General features: G+C 71.4%; 18 protein-coding genes. 9 read left to right on the top strand and 9 right to left on the bottom strand.

Annotated features, from left to right (window positions below):
* Positions 1 to 141: 141 nt before the first annotated feature.
* Both OG598_RS32010 and OG598_RS32005 read left to right on the top strand, forming a co-directional pair.
* Positions 142 to 858 carry an alpha/beta hydrolase family protein gene (locus OG598_RS32010; protein ID WP_328652291.1) on the top strand — a complete coding sequence of 239 codons (717 nt, stop codon included), beginning with the start codon at positions 142 to 144 and terminating at the stop codon, positions 856 to 858.
* 27 nt (positions 859 to 885) lie between these two features.
* On the top strand, positions 886 to 1,431 hold the full coding sequence (locus tag OG598_RS32005) for a nucleotidyltransferase domain-containing protein (protein ID WP_328652290.1): 546 nt from the start codon (positions 886 to 888) through the stop codon (positions 1,429 to 1,431).
* On the opposite strand, the gene OG598_RS32000 is transcribed toward OG598_RS32005, so the two are convergent.
* Positions 1,313 to 1,774: a MerR family transcriptional regulator gene (locus OG598_RS32000; protein WP_328652289.1), complete on the bottom strand. Its 462-nt coding sequence runs from the start codon at positions 1,772 to 1,774 to the stop codon at positions 1,313 to 1,315. The genes OG598_RS32005 and OG598_RS32000 overlap by 119 nt on opposite strands.
* 96 nt (positions 1,775 to 1,870) lie before the next feature.
* Here OG598_RS32000 and OG598_RS31995 point away from each other — a divergent pair, with 96 nt between their 5' ends.
* Both OG598_RS31995 and OG598_RS31990 read left to right on the top strand, forming a co-directional pair.
* Complete coding sequence (locus tag OG598_RS31995) at positions 1,871 to 2,920, top strand: aldo/keto reductase (RefSeq protein WP_328652288.1); 1,050 nt, start codon at positions 1,871 to 1,873, stop codon at positions 2,918 to 2,920.
* 88 nt (positions 2,921 to 3,008) lie between these two features.
* Positions 3,009 to 3,962, top strand: coding sequence for an alpha/beta hydrolase family protein (locus tag OG598_RS31990; RefSeq protein WP_328652287.1), 954 nt, complete (start codon positions 3,009 to 3,011; stop codon positions 3,960 to 3,962).
* 169 nt (positions 3,963 to 4,131) lie between these two features.
* Here the strand turns inward: OG598_RS31990 and OG598_RS31985 are convergent, their stop codons facing one another.
* The 3 genes from OG598_RS31985 to OG598_RS31975 all read right to left on the bottom strand — a co-directional run bounded on the left by OG598_RS31985 (position 4,132) and on the right by OG598_RS31975 (position 6,921).
* A complete protein-coding gene (locus tag OG598_RS31985; protein ID WP_112583659.1) occupies positions 4,132 to 5,094 on the bottom strand; it encodes a zinc-binding dehydrogenase in 963 nt (320 codons plus the stop codon).
* A gap of 137 nt (positions 5,095 to 5,231) precedes the next feature.
* On the bottom strand, positions 5,232 to 6,410 hold the full coding sequence (locus OG598_RS31980; protein ID WP_328652286.1) for an NAD(P)-dependent malic enzyme: 1,179 nt from the start codon (positions 6,408 to 6,410) through the stop codon (positions 5,232 to 5,234).
* A 145-nt stretch (positions 6,411 to 6,555) separates the two neighbouring features.
* Positions 6,556 to 6,921: a S24/S26 family peptidase gene (locus OG598_RS31975; RefSeq protein WP_387352583.1), complete on the bottom strand. Its 366-nt coding sequence runs from the start codon at positions 6,919 to 6,921 to the stop codon at positions 6,556 to 6,558.
* Between the two features lie 69 nt (positions 6,922 to 6,990).
* Between OG598_RS31975 and sodN the strand changes: the two genes are divergently transcribed.
* Genes sodN through OG598_RS31960 form a run of 3 tightly spaced genes read left to right on the top strand, consistent with a single transcriptional unit; the run spans position 6,991 to position 8,353 of the window.
* On the top strand, positions 6,991 to 7,395 hold the full coding sequence (gene sodN, locus OG598_RS31970) for a superoxide dismutase, Ni (protein ID WP_088987805.1): 405 nt from the start codon (positions 6,991 to 6,993) through the stop codon (positions 7,393 to 7,395).
* Positions 7,392 to 7,949, top strand: a complete 558-nt coding sequence (locus OG598_RS31965) for a GNAT family N-acetyltransferase (protein ID WP_328652285.1) — start codon at positions 7,392 to 7,394, stop codon at positions 7,947 to 7,949. Before sodN ends, OG598_RS31965 begins: the two co-directional genes overlap by 4 nt.
* Positions 7,946 to 8,353, top strand: coding sequence for an ATP-binding protein (locus tag OG598_RS31960; RefSeq protein WP_210784602.1), 408 nt, complete (start codon positions 7,946 to 7,948; stop codon positions 8,351 to 8,353). Before OG598_RS31965 ends, OG598_RS31960 begins: the two co-directional genes overlap by 4 nt.
* A gap of 22 nt (positions 8,354 to 8,375) precedes the next feature.
* Here OG598_RS31960 and OG598_RS31955 read toward each other — a convergent pair whose 3' ends face one another.
* Positions 8,376 to 8,765: a hypothetical protein gene (locus OG598_RS31955; RefSeq protein WP_124853891.1), complete on the bottom strand. Its 390-nt coding sequence runs from the start codon at positions 8,763 to 8,765 to the stop codon at positions 8,376 to 8,378.
* A gap of 43 nt (positions 8,766 to 8,808) precedes the next feature.
* Between OG598_RS31955 and OG598_RS31950 the strand changes: the two genes are divergently transcribed.
* Together OG598_RS31950 and OG598_RS31945 are read left to right on the top strand one after the other, a co-directional pair.
* Complete coding sequence (locus OG598_RS31950; protein ID WP_328652284.1) at positions 8,809 to 9,759, top strand: diacylglycerol/lipid kinase family protein; 951 nt, start codon at positions 8,809 to 8,811, stop codon at positions 9,757 to 9,759.
* A 449-nt stretch (positions 9,760 to 10,208) separates the two neighbouring features.
* On the top strand, positions 10,209 to 10,466 hold the full coding sequence (locus OG598_RS31945; protein ID WP_088950012.1) for a WhiB family transcriptional regulator: 258 nt from the start codon (positions 10,209 to 10,211) through the stop codon (positions 10,464 to 10,466).
* A gap of 112 nt (positions 10,467 to 10,578) precedes the next feature.
* On the opposite strand, the gene OG598_RS31940 is transcribed toward OG598_RS31945, so the two are convergent.
* From OG598_RS31940 to OG598_RS31925, 4 genes are read right to left on the bottom strand one after another with little or no spacing between them, the layout of a single operon-like run.
* A complete protein-coding gene (locus OG598_RS31940; protein ID WP_442931424.1) occupies positions 10,579 to 11,382 on the bottom strand; it encodes a sirohydrochlorin chelatase in 804 nt (267 codons plus the stop codon).
* Entirely contained in the window at positions 11,364 to 12,125 is a 762-nt protein-coding gene (locus OG598_RS31935; protein ID WP_091406068.1) for a phosphoadenylyl-sulfate reductase, read from the bottom strand. Before OG598_RS31935 ends, OG598_RS31940 begins: the two co-directional genes overlap by 19 nt.
* Positions 12,122 to 12,283: a hypothetical protein gene (locus tag OG598_RS31930; RefSeq protein WP_165435836.1), complete on the bottom strand. Its 162-nt coding sequence runs from the start codon at positions 12,281 to 12,283 to the stop codon at positions 12,122 to 12,124. Before OG598_RS31930 ends, OG598_RS31935 begins: the two co-directional genes overlap by 4 nt.
* Positions 12,280 to 13,992 carry a nitrite/sulfite reductase gene (locus OG598_RS31925; protein ID WP_238687428.1) on the bottom strand — a complete coding sequence of 571 codons (1,713 nt, stop codon included), beginning with the start codon at positions 13,990 to 13,992 and terminating at the stop codon, positions 12,280 to 12,282. Before OG598_RS31925 ends, OG598_RS31930 begins: the two co-directional genes overlap by 4 nt.
* Positions 13,993 to 14,256: the final 264 nt, after the last annotated feature.

Raw genomic sequence — 14,256 nt, 5'->3', positions numbered from 1 at the left:
CCGTACTGGCGACAGCGCTGCTGGCCGGTTGCGCGCCGGCCACAGCCGTGGCCGGCGGGGCCACCGGGACGGTGTCGGCGCGTCGGGCGCCCGAGGGGTCGTACGCTCACCCTCGATCCGCGCTCGGCGCGCCCTCTGCCGGTGACGATCTGGTACCCGGCCTCGACCGATCAGGTGGCGGCCGGACGGTTCCCGGTGGTGATCTACAGCCACGGGCTGGGCAGCCGACCCGAGCTGCACGCCGACCTGACCACCCGCTGGGCGGCGGCCGGTTTCGTGGTGGCCGCACCCGCGTACCCGCACACCCGGCAGGGTGCCGCGAACTTCACCCGGGCCGACGTACGCCACCAGCCGGCCGACGCCTGGCGACTGATCCGATATCTGGGCGACCTCGACCGGAGCCCTGTCGATCCCCTCGCCGGGCACCTCGACCTGACCTCGGTCGCCGCCGCCGGGCACTCGGCGGGTGGCTTCACCACCTCCGGCATGTTCAGCGAGGGCCACCCGGCCCGGCTACGCGCCGGGATCGTGATCGCCGGCGGTGGGCTGCCGGGCAGCTTCGCCGGGCCGGCCGCGCCGGTGCTCTTCGTGCACGGTACGGCCGACCCGGTGGTGCCGGTGACTGTCGGCCGGGCCGCGTACGCGCGCACCCCCGGGCCGGCCGCGTTCCTCAGCCTGCTCGGCCAGGACCACGGCGCGTACCTCACGCCGGGCCACCCGGGCTTCGCCCCGGTCCTCGCCACCACCACCGACTTCCTGCGCTGGACCCTCTACGGCGACCGGGCCGCCGGTGCCCGCCTCCCCGCCGACGCCCACTCCCCCACACTGACCCGTTACGAGTCCCGCCCGGCCCACTGACCCGACCGGCAACGGTACGGTCTTGCGGTGGACGAGCTTGCGCGCCGGCAGTTGGCGAGCATCGCCGAGGTCATCGCGGTGACCGGGGCGGACGGCATTCCGGTGTGGCTGCGCGGCGGCTGGGCGATGGACTTCCAGCTCGGCGCGGTGACCCGCCCGCACGTCGACGTCGACTGGTACTGCTGGCGCGACGACGCCGACCGGCTGGGCAACCTGCTGCTGGCCCGGGGTTGGCTTCCCGACCCGCGGATGCCGCTAGAGTCGCAGCTCGACCTGTTCGCCGCCGACGTGGAGGTCAGCTTCGCGTACCTGGGTCGCGATGACGCCGGCCGACCGACGGTCGGTGCCGGGCCCTGGGCCGGCACCCCGCTGCCAGCCGGGATGCTGGACGCCCCACCCGGCCGGATCGGCCCGCTCACCGCGCCGACCATCTCGGTGGCGGCCCAGATCGAGTTCAAGCAGATGTACCCGGTCTGGATGCCGGAACGCCCCCGCCGCCCGAAGGACGCCGACGACCTGGCCCGGCTGCGCGCCGGTCCTGCTCGAGCAGATCCTCGTAGACCCCGACCTTGAAGGTGATCAGGTCCAGGCTCTGGGTGAGCCTGTCGATCTGGGAGGTGACGTGACCGTGGTGCTCGCGCATGAGCGCGAGCCGTTCCTCCTCGTTGCCGGCGCCTTCCCGGACGAGGTCGGTGTACCGGCGGAGCACGGGCAGGGGCATGCCGGAGGCGCGGAGGATGACGCAGACGGTCAGCCAGTCGACGTCGTCCTGGGTGTAGCTGCGACGCCCGCCCGGCCCTCGGCGTACGGGACTGACGAAGAGGCCCTCCTGCTCGTAGAAGCGGAGGGTGTGCACGCTCAAGCCGGTGCGTTCGGCGATCTGTCCGATGCTCAGACTCGCGGTGACCTCAGCCATGCCGAGCAGGGTAACGAGGGGTTGACCTCGAGCCGACTCAAGCTCCTAGGGTGCGTGTCAGTTGATCATTGTTGAATCACCCAAGGGAGCATCGGCATGCGCTATCGCACGCTCGGCGGCACCGGCATCAAGGTCAGCACCCACTGCCTCGGGACCATGATGTTCGGTGCCGTCGGCAACCCCGACCACGACGACTGCGTCCGCATCATCCACACCGCCCTCGACCAGGGCGTCAACGTCGTGGACACCGCCGACATGTACGGCCGGGGTGAGTCCGAGGAGATCGTGGGCAAGGCGCTGCGGGGGCGCCGGGATGACGTCGTGCTGGCCACCAAGGTGCACTTTCCGATGGGCGAGGGGCCCAACCAGGGTGGCAACTCGCGGCGGTGGATCCTCAAGGCCGTCGAGGGCAGCCTGCGGCGGTTGAACACCGACTGGATCGACCTCTACCAGATTCACCGTCCCGACCCCTCGACCGAGATCGAGGAGACCCTCTCGGTGCTCACCGACCTCGTCCGCGAGGGAAAGATCCGCGCCTTCGGCTGCTCGACCTTCCCGGCCGAGGAGATCGTCGAGGCGCACCAGGTGTCCGAGCGTCGTGGCCTCGGACGCCTGCGCACCGAGCAGCCGCCGTACTCGATCCTGGCCCGCGGCGTCGAGGCGTCGACCCTCCCGGTCTGCCAGCGCTACGGCATGGGGGTGCTGGTCTGGAGCCCGCTCGCCTTCGGGTTCCTCAGCGGCAAGTACCGCAGGGACCAGCCCATCGACCTGTCGACCGGGCGGGCCGTGCTCCGGCCGGCGCAGTTCGACCCCACGATCGCCGAGAACGCGGCCAAGCTCGACATCGTGGAACAGCTCGTCGACCTCGCGGCGAGCATCGGCTGCACGCTTCCGCAACTCGCCATCGCCTTTACCGTGGCCCACCCAGCCGTCAGCTCGGCGATCATCGGACCGCGAACCATGCCGCAACTGGAGGACCTGCTCAAGGGCGCGACGCTCACCCTGGACGACGCCACCCTCGACCGGATCGACGAGATCGTTCCGCCCGGAACGAACCGGTACGACCCCAACGCCGCCTTCCCTCCGCCCGCGCTGACCGACACCGCACGACGGCGACGCCCGCTCGCCGAACGTGCTGCGGCCTGATACCGGCCGCGCAGCGCTGGGTGAGTCGACGGGCACACCGCGTCGAAGTCCACCGGGCACGTCAGCGGGGCAAGGCACAATCGGATTCATGCCACGTCGCGTCACCCCCGCCCTGCTGGCCAGCGCCGTCCTGATGGCCGGTCTGGTCGGCTGCTCAGCGGACGCCAGGAAGACCGAGGGTCAGCAGGCGCCCGTCGAACCACCGTCCGTCGCCACGCCGACACCGCAGGTGCCCGCCGGCAAGGCCCCGCAGCGCGCCTTCGCGGTCGGCGTACGCCAGCTCAAGCTGAACCGGGACGGCCGCGCGCTGCCGACGACGCTCTGGTACCCGGCGGCCGGGCAGGCCAAGCGGTCGGCGACGGCGGCGGAGGGCCGATTCCCGGTGGTGATGTTCAGTCACGGCCTGGGTGGGCGACCTGACGACTACGCCACGCTGCTGACCCGCTGGGCGGCGGCGGGTTTCGTGGTGGCCGCGCCGACCTTCCCGCACACCTCGCGGGGCGCTGACAACAACGTCCTCGACGTGCTCAACCAGCCCGCCGACGTGTCGTACGCGTTGGACCAGGTGCTGGCGTTGGACGGCAAGGCCGGCGACGCGTTGCGCGGCCGGTTGGACGGCGAGCGGGTGGCCGCGGCCGGGCACTCGGCGGGCGGGGTGACCACCATCGGCCTGTTCACCGCGAGCCGGGACGAGCGGCTGGACGCGGGTGTGGTGTTCGCGGGCACGGCGCTCGGCGTGGGCACCGCGTTCGCCGGTGCGGCCGCACCGCAGCTGTTCGTGCACGGCGAGTTGGACGAGGTGGTCGAGTACGCGGCGGGCAGGGCCGCGTACGACAAGGTGCCCTGGCCGAAGGCGATGCTGAGCCTGCCCAAGGGCGACCACGGGCGGGCGCTGCTCAGCGACGGCGCGACGCTGCGGGTCGTCTCGGACACGTCTGTCGAGTTCCTGCGCTGGTCGCTCTACGGCGACGCGGACGCCAAGAAGCGCATCCCCACCGACGCGACGCGCGGCGACATCGCCACCTTCGACGACCACCTCTGACGGCCGCTCCGGCCGCTCCGGCCGCCGCAAGATCACGCAGTAACCAGGAAGTAGTGGCCTCCCACGACGCGGAGGCCACTAGTTCCATGATGTTGCGCGATCTTGCGGCGGGGCCGGGCCGGGCGGCAGCGGCGCAGCCGCCGCAGCCGCGGCGGCGGCGCGACGCGTGTCAGGCGGTGTGGTCGATGACGACCTTGCCGAAGGCGTCACCGGAGTGCAGGCGGGCGAAGGCGTCCTCGACCCGGCTGAACGGGATGACGCTGTCCACCACCGGGCGCACCTCGTTGTCGGAGCAGAACGCCAGCAGCTCGTACAGCTCGCCGGGCGTGCCCATCGAGGTGCCCAGGATCTCCAGCTGCATGGCGAAGACCCGGCGCAGGTTGACCGACGGCTCGTGCCCGGCGGTCGCGCCGGAGACCACGATCCGGGCCATCGGCGCGGCCGACTTCAGCGAGTGGTCGAAGGTGGCCGCGCCGACCGTCTCGATCACCACGTCCACCCGCTCCGGCAGCCGGGCACCGGGCTCCACGGCGATGGCGCCGAGCGCCGAGATCCGGTCCCGCTTGACGGCGTCGCGGCTGGTCGCGTACACCCGCTTGCCCATCGCGACGGCGAGCGCGACGGCCGCGGTGGCCACGCCACCGCCCGCGCCCTGGACCAGCACGCTGTCGGCGTCCGCGACGCGGCCCTTGGTGGTCAGCATCCGCCACGCGGTCAGCCAGGCCGTGGGCAGGCACGCCGCGTCGGTGGCCGCCATGCCGTCGGGCAGCGGGATCAGGTTCGATCGGGGTACGGCCACCCGCTCGGCGAGCGTCCCGGCAAAGTGCTCGGAGAGGATGGAAACCCCGCGCGGGTCACCCGGCGTGACGACCACCGGGTACACGACCACCGGGCGCCCCTCCGGGTCCAGCCCGACCGCGTCGCAGCCGAGGATCATCGGCAGCTGGGCCTCGGTGAGACCCACCCCGCGCAGCGACCAGAGGTCGTGGTGGTTGAGCGAGGTGGCCCGCAACTGCACGGTCACCCAGTCGTCGGCCGGAGGGGTCGGCTCGGGCCGCTCGCCGACGGTGAGCGCGGCGAGCGGATCGGCGTCGTCGAAACGGGAGGCAAAGGCAGCACGCATGATCGGCACGGTAACAAGCTGAGCGCTCGTTAAGAAGCGTGCGCGCAGGCCGGCGGCGCATGCTGCGCCGGAGCGCCCCCGGCCCACGCGTGCGCGCACACCGGCGGCGCATGCTGCGCCGGAGCGCCCCCGGCCTACGCGTGCGCTTAGCGGCGGGCGACGCCGTCGCGGCGGGCGGCTTCGGCGACCGCCTCGGCCACGGCCGGCGCGACGCGCGGGTCGAGCGGGGACGGAACGATGGCGTCGGCGGTCAGGGAATCGGCCACCACACCGGCGATGGCGTCCGCGGCGGCCACCTTCATCGCCTCGGTGATCCGGGTGGCACCGGCGTCCAGCGCGCCGCGGAACACACCGGGGAAGGCCAGCACGTTGTTGATCTGGTTGGGATAGTCGCTACGTCCGGTGGCGACCACAGCGACGTGCCGGGCGGCCACCTCGGGGTGCACCTCGGGGGTCGGGTTCGCCAGCGCGAACACGATCCCGCCGGGCGCCATCCCGGCCACCGCGGCCTCGGGGATCTGCCCGCCGGAGACCCCGACCAGCACGTCCGCGCCGCGCAGCGCCTCGGTGATGTCGCCGTGGCGGCCCTCGGCGTTGGTGCTCGCCGCCAGCTCGGCCTTGGTGCCGGTCAGCTCGGCGCGGTGTCGGCCGATGATCCCCTTGGAGTCACAGACCACCACCTGGTCGGGGTTGACGCCCCCGGCGATCAGCATCTTCGTCACTGCCACTCCTGCCGCGCCCGCGCCGCTCACGGCCACCCGCAGGTCACCGAGCTTGCGGTCGAGCAACGTCGCGGCGTTGCGCAGCGCGGCCAGCACCACGATGGCGGTGCCGTGCTGGTCGTCGTGGAAGACCGGGATGTCCAGCGCCTCGTCGAGTCGACGCTCGATCTCGAAGCAACGCGGCGCGCTGATGTCCTCCAGGTTGATCCCGCCGAACGAGGGCGCCAGCGCCCGCACCACAGCGACGATCTCGTCCACGTCCTGGGTGTCCAGGCACACCGGCACCGCGTCCACCCCGGCGAACTGCTTGAACAGCACCGCCTTGCCCTCCATCACCGGCAGCGCGGCCCGGGGACCGATGTTGCCCAGCCCGAGCACCGCCGAGCCGTCGGTGACCACCGCGACCGTGTGCGACACCCAGGTGTAGTCGTCCACCAGGGCGGGGTCGGCGGCGATCGCCTCACACACCCGGGCCACCCCCGGGGTGTACGCCAGGGAGAGGTCCTCCCGGCTGGTGAGCGGCACTGTCGAGGTGACGGCCATCTTGCCGCCCCGGTGCAGTAGGAAGACGGGATCAGCGGGGTCCACGGTGGACGAAGACATGGTGGTGACTCCAGGATCTGTCGAGCAGATGTGAGGCGGCCGGCGCCGCCGCGAGGTGGGCGGCGAGCGGTGGCACGCGGTGCGGGGGGTCACCCGGGCACTTTCCGAGCATAGTGTCGGCACCACCCCCCGGATGTGAGCAGGGTCATAACTGACGACGAGGTACCCGTCCGGGGCGTGGCCAGTAGCGGGCCACCACCCGTCCGCGTACGTCGGCCACCCCGTACGCCCGGGAGTCATCGGTGATCAGGTCGTTGTCACCGCGCAGCCACCAGCCGCCGTCCTGGGGCCGGACCGCACGCTTCACCACCAGCAGATCGGGCCGGGTCCGGAAGACCGCGACCACCACGTCGCCGGCGCGGATCGGGCGGCCACCGGGGCGAACCAGCACCGCGTCGCCGTGCCGCAGGGTCGGGGCCATGGACGGGCCGGTCACCAGAACGGCGGTCAGCGGCCTACGCAACCGGGGCACCTCAGCCGGGTGATCGGCGGCCACTGGTTTCACCTCCACCCGGTTCGGGGAGCATTCCCAGGAGTAATGTCGCCTTTGATCATCGCAAACTTCCCATGGAGGATCCCGATGCGACTTCCGCGCATCCTTGCGCCCCGCGTCACCGCGAGCGCTCACTGCGACCTGCCGTGTGGTGTCTACGACCCGGCTCAGGCCCGGATCGAGGCCGAATCGGTCAAAATGATCTGCGAGAAGTACCAGGCGAACACCGACCCGGAGTTCCGCACCCGCGCCGTCATCATCAAGGAGCAGCGCGCCGAGCTGGTCAAGCACCACCTCTGGGTGCTGTGGACCGACTACTTCAAGCCGCCGCACTTCGAGAAGTACCCGAACCTGCACAGCCTGTTCAACGAGGCCACCAAGCTCGCCGGCGCCGGTGGCGTCAAGGGCAGCCTCGACCCGGCCACCGCCGACAAGCTTCTCGCGAAGATCGACGAGATCTCGAAGATCTTCTGGGAGACCAAGAAGGCGTGACCTCCCCGGTCATCCCGACGATCCGGCCGGCACGTCCCGAGGACGTGCCGGCCGTCGTCGCCATGGTGCACGAGTTGGCCGAGTACGAGCGTGCCGCGGAGCAGTGCCACCTCACCAACGAGCAACTGACCTCGGCGCTCTTCACGACTGCTCCGGCGCTCTTCGGCCACGTCGCTGTGGACGCGAACGACGAGCCGGTCGGCTTCGCGCTGTGGTTCCTCAACTTCTCCACCTGGGCCGGCGTGCACGGCATCCACCTGGAGGACCTCTACGTCCGGCCGGCCGCCCGGGGCACCGGAGCCGGTCGACTGCTGCTCGCCGCGCTGGCCGACATCTGCGTACGACGCGGCTACCAGCGGCTGGAGTGGTGGATGATCGACTGGAATCCGGCCGCAGGCTTCTACGCCTCGATCGGCGCCGAACAGATGAGCGAGTGGGTTCCCTACCGACTCAGCGGCGCCGCGCTCCGCGAGCTGGCCGAGCACGCCACCACCGCCGGCACGCGTATGGGCGACCGACCGGGTAGAGTCCCCGACCGGGGGGATGAGGCGTGACTCAACTGACTGGCCAGCCAGCGACCGACGACGACGTGGTGCACCTCACGGTGCCTGCCGACGGCGGTTACCTCGGCGTGCTCCGCACCGCCACCGCCGGTCTCGCGGCCCGGTTGCAGTTCGCGCTCGACGAGATCGAGGATCTACGGATCGCTGTCGACGAGGCGTGCGCCATGCTGCTCGCCATCGCCACCCGAGACGCCGAGTTGGAGTGCCGCTTCGCGGTCACCGAGGACGCGCTGACCGTCGAGGTGACGGTGCCGACCGTGCGCGGTGCCACACTGCCCGGCGAGTCGTCGTTCGCCTGGAAGGTGCTCACCGCGCTGACCACCTCGGCGTCCGCCACCTCCGCCGACGATCGGGCCACGATCGCGCTGCTCACCCGCCGCTCCGGCGGCTACTGACCGCTTCGACGCGCCGGCGCTGTCACTCGAAGCCGAGGGCGCGGGTCGTCGGAGGGCAGATCAGCAGCCAGGCCACGCCCAGGCCGAGCGCCATCAGCGGCACGCCCAGCCAGCCCAGGCCGGCCTGGATCATGAACCACCCGATCGGCAGCAGCATCAGCTGAAGCACTATCGCGGGGGCTCGTGCGCCCGCCTGACGACGCAGCAGCGCGCGACCCAGGGCCCAGAGCGCGACGGCCGCCCCGATGGCGAACACCGTCACCAGCAATGCCGCCAGCAGGTCGGTGCGGGTGGCCGTGAGGTCGGCCCACACCAGCCAGACGGCGATCAGCCCGACGACGGCCGCCTCCGCCCACAGCAGCCGGACCGCCCAGCGGAGCGTGACGGGGATCGGGTCCGAGTCGATGGTCACGCGCGCCACGATACCCGGGCTGCCGGAAGGTACAGTGCCGCCCATGCGGGCCGTCCTGGTGGTCAATCCGAAGGCCACCACCACCAGCGAACGCAGCCGGGACGTGCTCGTCCGGGCGCTGCGCAGCGAAGTCGATCTCAGCGTGCGCTACACCCGTCGGCGCGGGCACGCCGTGGCGCTGGCCCGGGAGGCAGCCACTGAGGGCGTCGACCTGGTCGTCACCCTGGGTGGCGATGGCACTGTGAACGAGGTGGTGAACGGCCTGATGACGGCCGAACCGCCGACTCGCGCCGGCGACGCGCCGATGGCCGAGCGACTGCCCGCGCTGGCGACCGTCCCCGGTGGCTCGACGAACGTGTTCGCCCGCGCCGTGGGTCTGCCGCGGGAGTGGCCGGAGGCGACCAGCATGATCCTGGAAGGGCTGCGGCTGGGCCGGAGCCGGACGGTGGGGCTGGGCCTCGCCGACGACCGCTACTTCACCTTCTGCGCCGGCTTCGGCCTGGACGCCGCGGTGATCCACCGGGTGGAGCAGGCCCGGCGGAAGGGGCGGGTCTCCACGCCGTCGCTCTATCTGCGTTCGATCATGAATCAGTACTTCTTCGCCTCGGACCGGCGGCACCCGGCGATCGTCCTGGAGCGTCCGGGCGAGCCGGCGGAGGCCGAGCTGGCCACCGTCATCATCCAGAACACGGCACCGTGGACGTACCTGGGCGACCGGGAGGTCAACCCGAACCCGGCGGCGTCGTTCGATCTCGGGCTGGATGTGCTGGCGTTGCGTCAGCTGCGGGTGGCTAGCACAACACGGACAGTGACGCAGTTCCTGTCCCGGCAACCGGATCCACGCGGCCGGCAGGTGTTACGACTCCATGACACGGCGGAGTTCACGCTGGTCTCCAGCCGTCCGCAGGCGTTCCAGCTGGATGGGGACTATCTCGGCGAGCGGGAGAAAGTCAGATTCACCTCCGTTCCCGCCGCACTGAGAGTAATCTGCTAGGTCTCGGGTACTGCCCTTGGTCGACACGGTGGCCACAACCGATCGACTTGGTCGCCGCCACACCGAGGGGCAGGTGCCGGAAATGTCAGCAATGTCACGCGGACTGTACTATATTGATCCTCGACTGTGGCACGGCGGGTAACCAGGAAAGCGCTGGAACCCGGACAAATGGGTTGTGGGCTTGCTCACCGCCCGGAGTTTTTCCGAGCGTCACCCTTGACATCGCGACTGTTCGTGAAAGTATTCACAAGCGGACTTGAGTTACCGAGACATTGCCTGGATATGCTCGTCAGGTTGAGCTGTTCCAGCAGGTCCCCGGCGCTGAACGCCTGCTCACGCACTGCCGAATGGACGGACGCTAACTGTCACCATCGGCACTGCGGATGCATATAGGAAAAGCACGACAAGCAATTGTTCGCCACCCATCCAGAATGAGGAGTGTTGCCGCCATGGACTGGCGTCACCATAGTGTCTGCCGCGACGAGGACCCAGAGCTGTTCTTCCCGATCGGGACGTCTGGACCGGCTCTGCTGCAGGTCGAGCAGGCCAAGGCCGTCTGCAGGCGCTGCTCCGTGACCGACCAGTGCCTTCAGTGGGCACTCGAGTCTGGTCAGGACGCCGGCGTCTGGGGCGGAATGAGCGAGGAAGAGCGGCGCGCCGTCAAGCGGCGCGGCGGTCTCCGGGTGCTGCGCGCTCACTCCGCCTGATCCCCAACACACAGCTGTACGCCCCGGTGGGTTCGCCCACCGGGGCGTTCTGCTGTCCGGCACCGGATCACACAGTGCCGGCATGGGCCGGACGACCCCGTGCCGGAACGGGTCAGCCCGTAGACGGCAGCACGGGCCGGTCGTCGACCCGACGCAGCACCAACTCGACCAACTCCGGTGCGTCGGTCAGCGGCGCGGCGACCGACACCGCACCCGCCACCCCGGCCGCCTCGGTGACCGCGTCGTGGAACAGCCCCGGCGCCAGGAAGTACGCGGACACCGCGACCCGGCGCGCGCCGGACGCCCGCAACCGGGACACCGCCACACCGGCCGCCGGTGGAGCCGCCGACGCGTACGCCACCCGGCAGGGCACCCCGAACTCCACGCCGAGCGCATCGGCGACCCGGCCTACCGATCGTCGCGCCCGCGCGTCCCGGGTGCCCGCCGCGGCCAGCACCAACGCGTCGAAGCGGCCCGGACGCGTCTCACCCAGCCGACGGCACAGCCCGGCCAGCAGCGCAGGATCGGGCGTGTCGTCCGCCGGACCGAGCACATCGGTCACCCGTACCGACAGGGGTGGCCCGGACCGCGCCGCCGCGGCGACCGCCGCCGGAATGTCCACCCGATGGTGGTACGCGGCGGTCAGCAGCAGCGGCACCAGCACGGCCCGGCGATGACCGGCCACGGCCAGGTCCCGCAGCACCTCGGTCGGACCCGGCTCGGTGTGGTCCAGCCAACTCGCCCACACCGGTGTGCCCGGCCGGGCCGCCGACACCGCCCGGGCCAGCGCCCGGGTGGCATCGGCCGCCCGTGGGTCACGGCTGCCGTGCGCGACCAGAACCACCGGGTCCGCCCCGCCGGCCGCATCGAGGCCGGTCAGGGTCGTCGCCGGGGAGGTCAGACGTGCAGCCCGCACTCGGTCTTCTCGAACATGGCCCACCGGCCGGCCCGCGCGTCCTCGCCGGCCTTCGTACGGCGGGTGCACGGCCAGCAGCCGATCGACCCGTAACCCTGCTTGAACAGCTCGTTGACCGGCACGTTGAACCGGGCGATGTAGGAGTCCACATCCTTCTGCGACCAGGCCGCGATCGGGTTGACCTTGACCTTGCCCCGACGCGCGTCGAAGGTCACCACAGGTGTGTTGGCCCGGCTCGGCGACTCGTCGCGGCGAAGACCGGCGGCCCAGGCGTCGTACCCGGTCAGCGCCCGCTCCAGCGGCTCCACCTTGCGCAACTGGCAGCAGTCGTCAGGCGACTTGTTGAACAGCCGGGGACCGTACTGGCCGTCCTGCTGGCCGACGGTCAGCCGGGGCCGGATCGACCTGACGTTCACCGGCAGCGTCCGGGCGACCTCGTCGCGTACCCGCAGCGTCTCGGGGAAGTGCAGGCCGGTGTCGAGGAAGACCACGTCCACCCCGGGGGCCACCCGGGAGACCAGGTGCGCCAGCACGGCGTCGGCCATCGAGCTGGTCACGCAGAACCGCTCACCGAAGGTCTGCGCCGCCCAGCGGGCGATCTCCAGTGCCGGGGCGCCCTCCAGGTCCCGAGCGGCCTGCTCGGCCAGGGCCCGCAGCTCGTCCGGGTCGCGTCGGGCCGGGTCGGCCGGCGTCGAGCCGCCCGGGCCCACCAGGCGCAGGCTCGCGGCCGAGACGAGACTCATGAGGTCACCGCCCGACTCAGCAACCCGGTGAACTTCACCGAGAAGACCCGGGTGCAGGCGTGGCACTCCCAGGCGCCGTGACCCGCCTCGTGCGGCCGCAGGTCCTCCTCGCCGCAGTACGGGCAGTACAGAGGTGCCGCTCGGTTCTCGCTGCTCACCGCAGTTCCTCCTCGTCGACTCTGATCACCCAGTTGGCGAACGTCTCGCCCTCGCTCCGACCGGCCAGGTAGCGACGGGCCAGACGTTCCACGTACTCCGGAAGTTCGTCGGCAGTGGTCTTCAGGCCGCGCAGCTTGCGGCCGAAACCGGCGGTCTGCCCCTGGGCCATGCCCAGCCCGCCGCCCAGGTGCACCTGGAAGCCCTCGACCTGCCGCCCGTCCGGACCGACCACCAGTTGACCCTTGAGCCCGATGTCGGCCACCTGGGTGCGTGCGCACGCGTTCGGGCAGCCGTTGATGTGGATCGAGATGTCCGCGTCGAAGTCGCGCAGCCGCTGCTCCAGCCGGGCCACCAACTCCTCGCCGCGGGCCTTCGTCTCGACGATGGCGAGCTTGCAGTACTCGATGCCGGTGCACGCCATCGTGCCGCGCCGCCAGGCCGACGGCCGGGCCTCCAGGCCGATCCCGCGCAGGGCGTCGATCAGCGACTCCGTCCGCTCCGACGGCACGTCGAGCACCAGCAGCTTCTGGTACGGGGTGAGCCGCACCCGGTCGCTGCCGTGCGCCTCGACCACGTCGGCCAGCTGGCTGAGCTGCGCGCCGGAGACCCGCCCGACCACCGGGGCGGCGCCCACGTAGTGCCGCCCGTCGGCCTGCTCGTGCACGCCCACGTGGTCGACCGGCTTCGACGGCAGGATCGGCGCCGGGCCGTCGAGCAGCGTACGACCGAGGTAGTCCTTCTCCAGGACCTCGCGGAAGCGCTCCACGCCCCAGTCGGCCACCAGGAACTTCAACCGGGCCCGGTTGCGCAGTCGGCGGTAGCCGTAGTCGCGGAAGATCCCGACCACCCCGGCCCACACGTCCGGCACCTCGGCCAGCGGCACCCAGACGCCGAGCCGCTTGGCGAGCATCGGGTTGGTGGAGAGGCCCCCGCCGACCCAGACGTCGAAGCCGGGCCCGTGCTCCGGGTGGTCGACACCGAGGAAGGCGATGTCGTTCGACTCGTACGGGGTGTCCACCAGCCAGGAGATCGACGTCTTGAACTTGCGGGGCAGGTTGGAGAACTGCTTGTCGCCGACGTACCGGGAGACGATCTCGTCGATCGCCGGGGTCGGGTCGAGCAGCTCGTCGCGGGCCACCCCGGCGACCGGGCTGCCCAGGACGATCCGCGGGCAGTCGCCGCACGCCTCGGTGGTCTGCAAACCGACCGACTCCAGCCGACGCCAGATCTCCGGCATGTCCTCGACCCGGATCCAGTGGTACTGGATGTTCTGCCGGTCGGTGATGTCGGCGGTGTCCCGCGCGAACTCCCGGGAGATGTCTGCGATCACCCGCAGCTGGGCGAGGCTGAGCTGCCCGCCGTCGATGCGGACCCGGAGCATGAAGAACTCGTCCTCCAGCTCGTGCGGCTCCAGCACTGCGGTACGCCCGCCGTCGATGCCCGCCTTGCGCTGCGTGTAGAGGCCCCACCAGCGGAACCGGCCCCGCAGGTCCTGCGGGTCGATCGAAGCGAAGCCACGGTGCGCGTAGATGGTCTCGATGCGGGCCCGGACGTTGAGCGGGTCGTCGTCCTTCTTGATCCGCTCGTTGGGGTTGAGCGGCTCACGGTGGCCGAGCGCCCACTGACCCTCACCCCGTGGCCGGCGCGGCGCTCGGGTCGGGCGAGCCGTCGGGTCCTCGGAACGGGCCGGGATGCTGCTGACCGCCATCGCGGCGTCCTCCGTTGTCTGCTGTGCCTCGGTTACGCGGGGCGCGGCGGCCGGCCCGGCGAAGCGGGCGGGACAACGGTGTCTTCAGACAGCCGGCGCGGAGCGCGCCCGAGACAGAATGGTCGGGCGTCGTCAGTAGGCCGGACAGATCGCGCTGCGCACGCGGCCGTAATCGACGTGGCGACGTGCCACGAAGCGGCGGACGACTGCGGCGGTCATGGGCCCCATGCTGCCACACCCCAAGGGGGCCGGCCAATGTCCACG

It is taken from the genome of Micromonospora sp. NBC_00330, from assembly GCF_036136635.1.
In the GTDB taxonomy this organism is placed as follows: Bacteria; Actinomycetota; Actinomycetes; order Mycobacteriales; family Micromonosporaceae; genus Micromonospora; species Micromonospora salmantinae.
This window is presented reverse-complemented; position numbering and strand designations above follow the sequence as displayed.

Bases quoted from the DNA above. Each gene is read 5' to 3' on its own strand.
- OG598_RS31990 (WP_328652287.1), top strand. From the start codon at position 3,009: ATGCCACGTCGCGTCACCCCCGCCCTGCTGGCCAGCGCCGTCCTGATG.
- OG598_RS31950 (WP_328652284.1), top strand. From the start codon at position 8,809: ATGCGGGCCGTCCTGGTGGTCAATCCGAAGGCCACCACCACCAGCGAA.
- OG598_RS32000 (WP_328652289.1), bottom strand. From the start codon at position 1,774: ATGGCTGAGGTCACCGCGAGTCTGAGCATCGGACAGATCGCCGAACGC.
- OG598_RS31935 (WP_091406068.1), bottom strand. From the start codon at position 12,125: ATGAGTCTCGTCTCGGCCGCGAGCCTGCGCCTGGTGGGCCCGGGCGGC.
- OG598_RS31945 (WP_088950012.1), top strand. From the start codon at position 10,209: ATGGACTGGCGTCACCATAGTGTCTGCCGCGACGAGGACCCAGAGCTG.
- sodN (WP_088987805.1), top strand. From the start codon at position 6,991: ATGCGACTTCCGCGCATCCTTGCGCCCCGCGTCACCGCGAGCGCTCAC.
- OG598_RS31980 (WP_328652286.1), bottom strand. From the start codon at position 6,410: ATGTCTTCGTCCACCGTGGACCCCGCTGATCCCGTCTTCCTACTGCAC.
- OG598_RS31995 (WP_328652288.1), top strand. From the start codon at position 1,871: ATGCGCTATCGCACGCTCGGCGGCACCGGCATCAAGGTCAGCACCCAC.
- OG598_RS31925 (WP_238687428.1), bottom strand. From the start codon at position 13,992: ATGGCGGTCAGCAGCATCCCGGCCCGTTCCGAGGACCCGACGGCTCGC.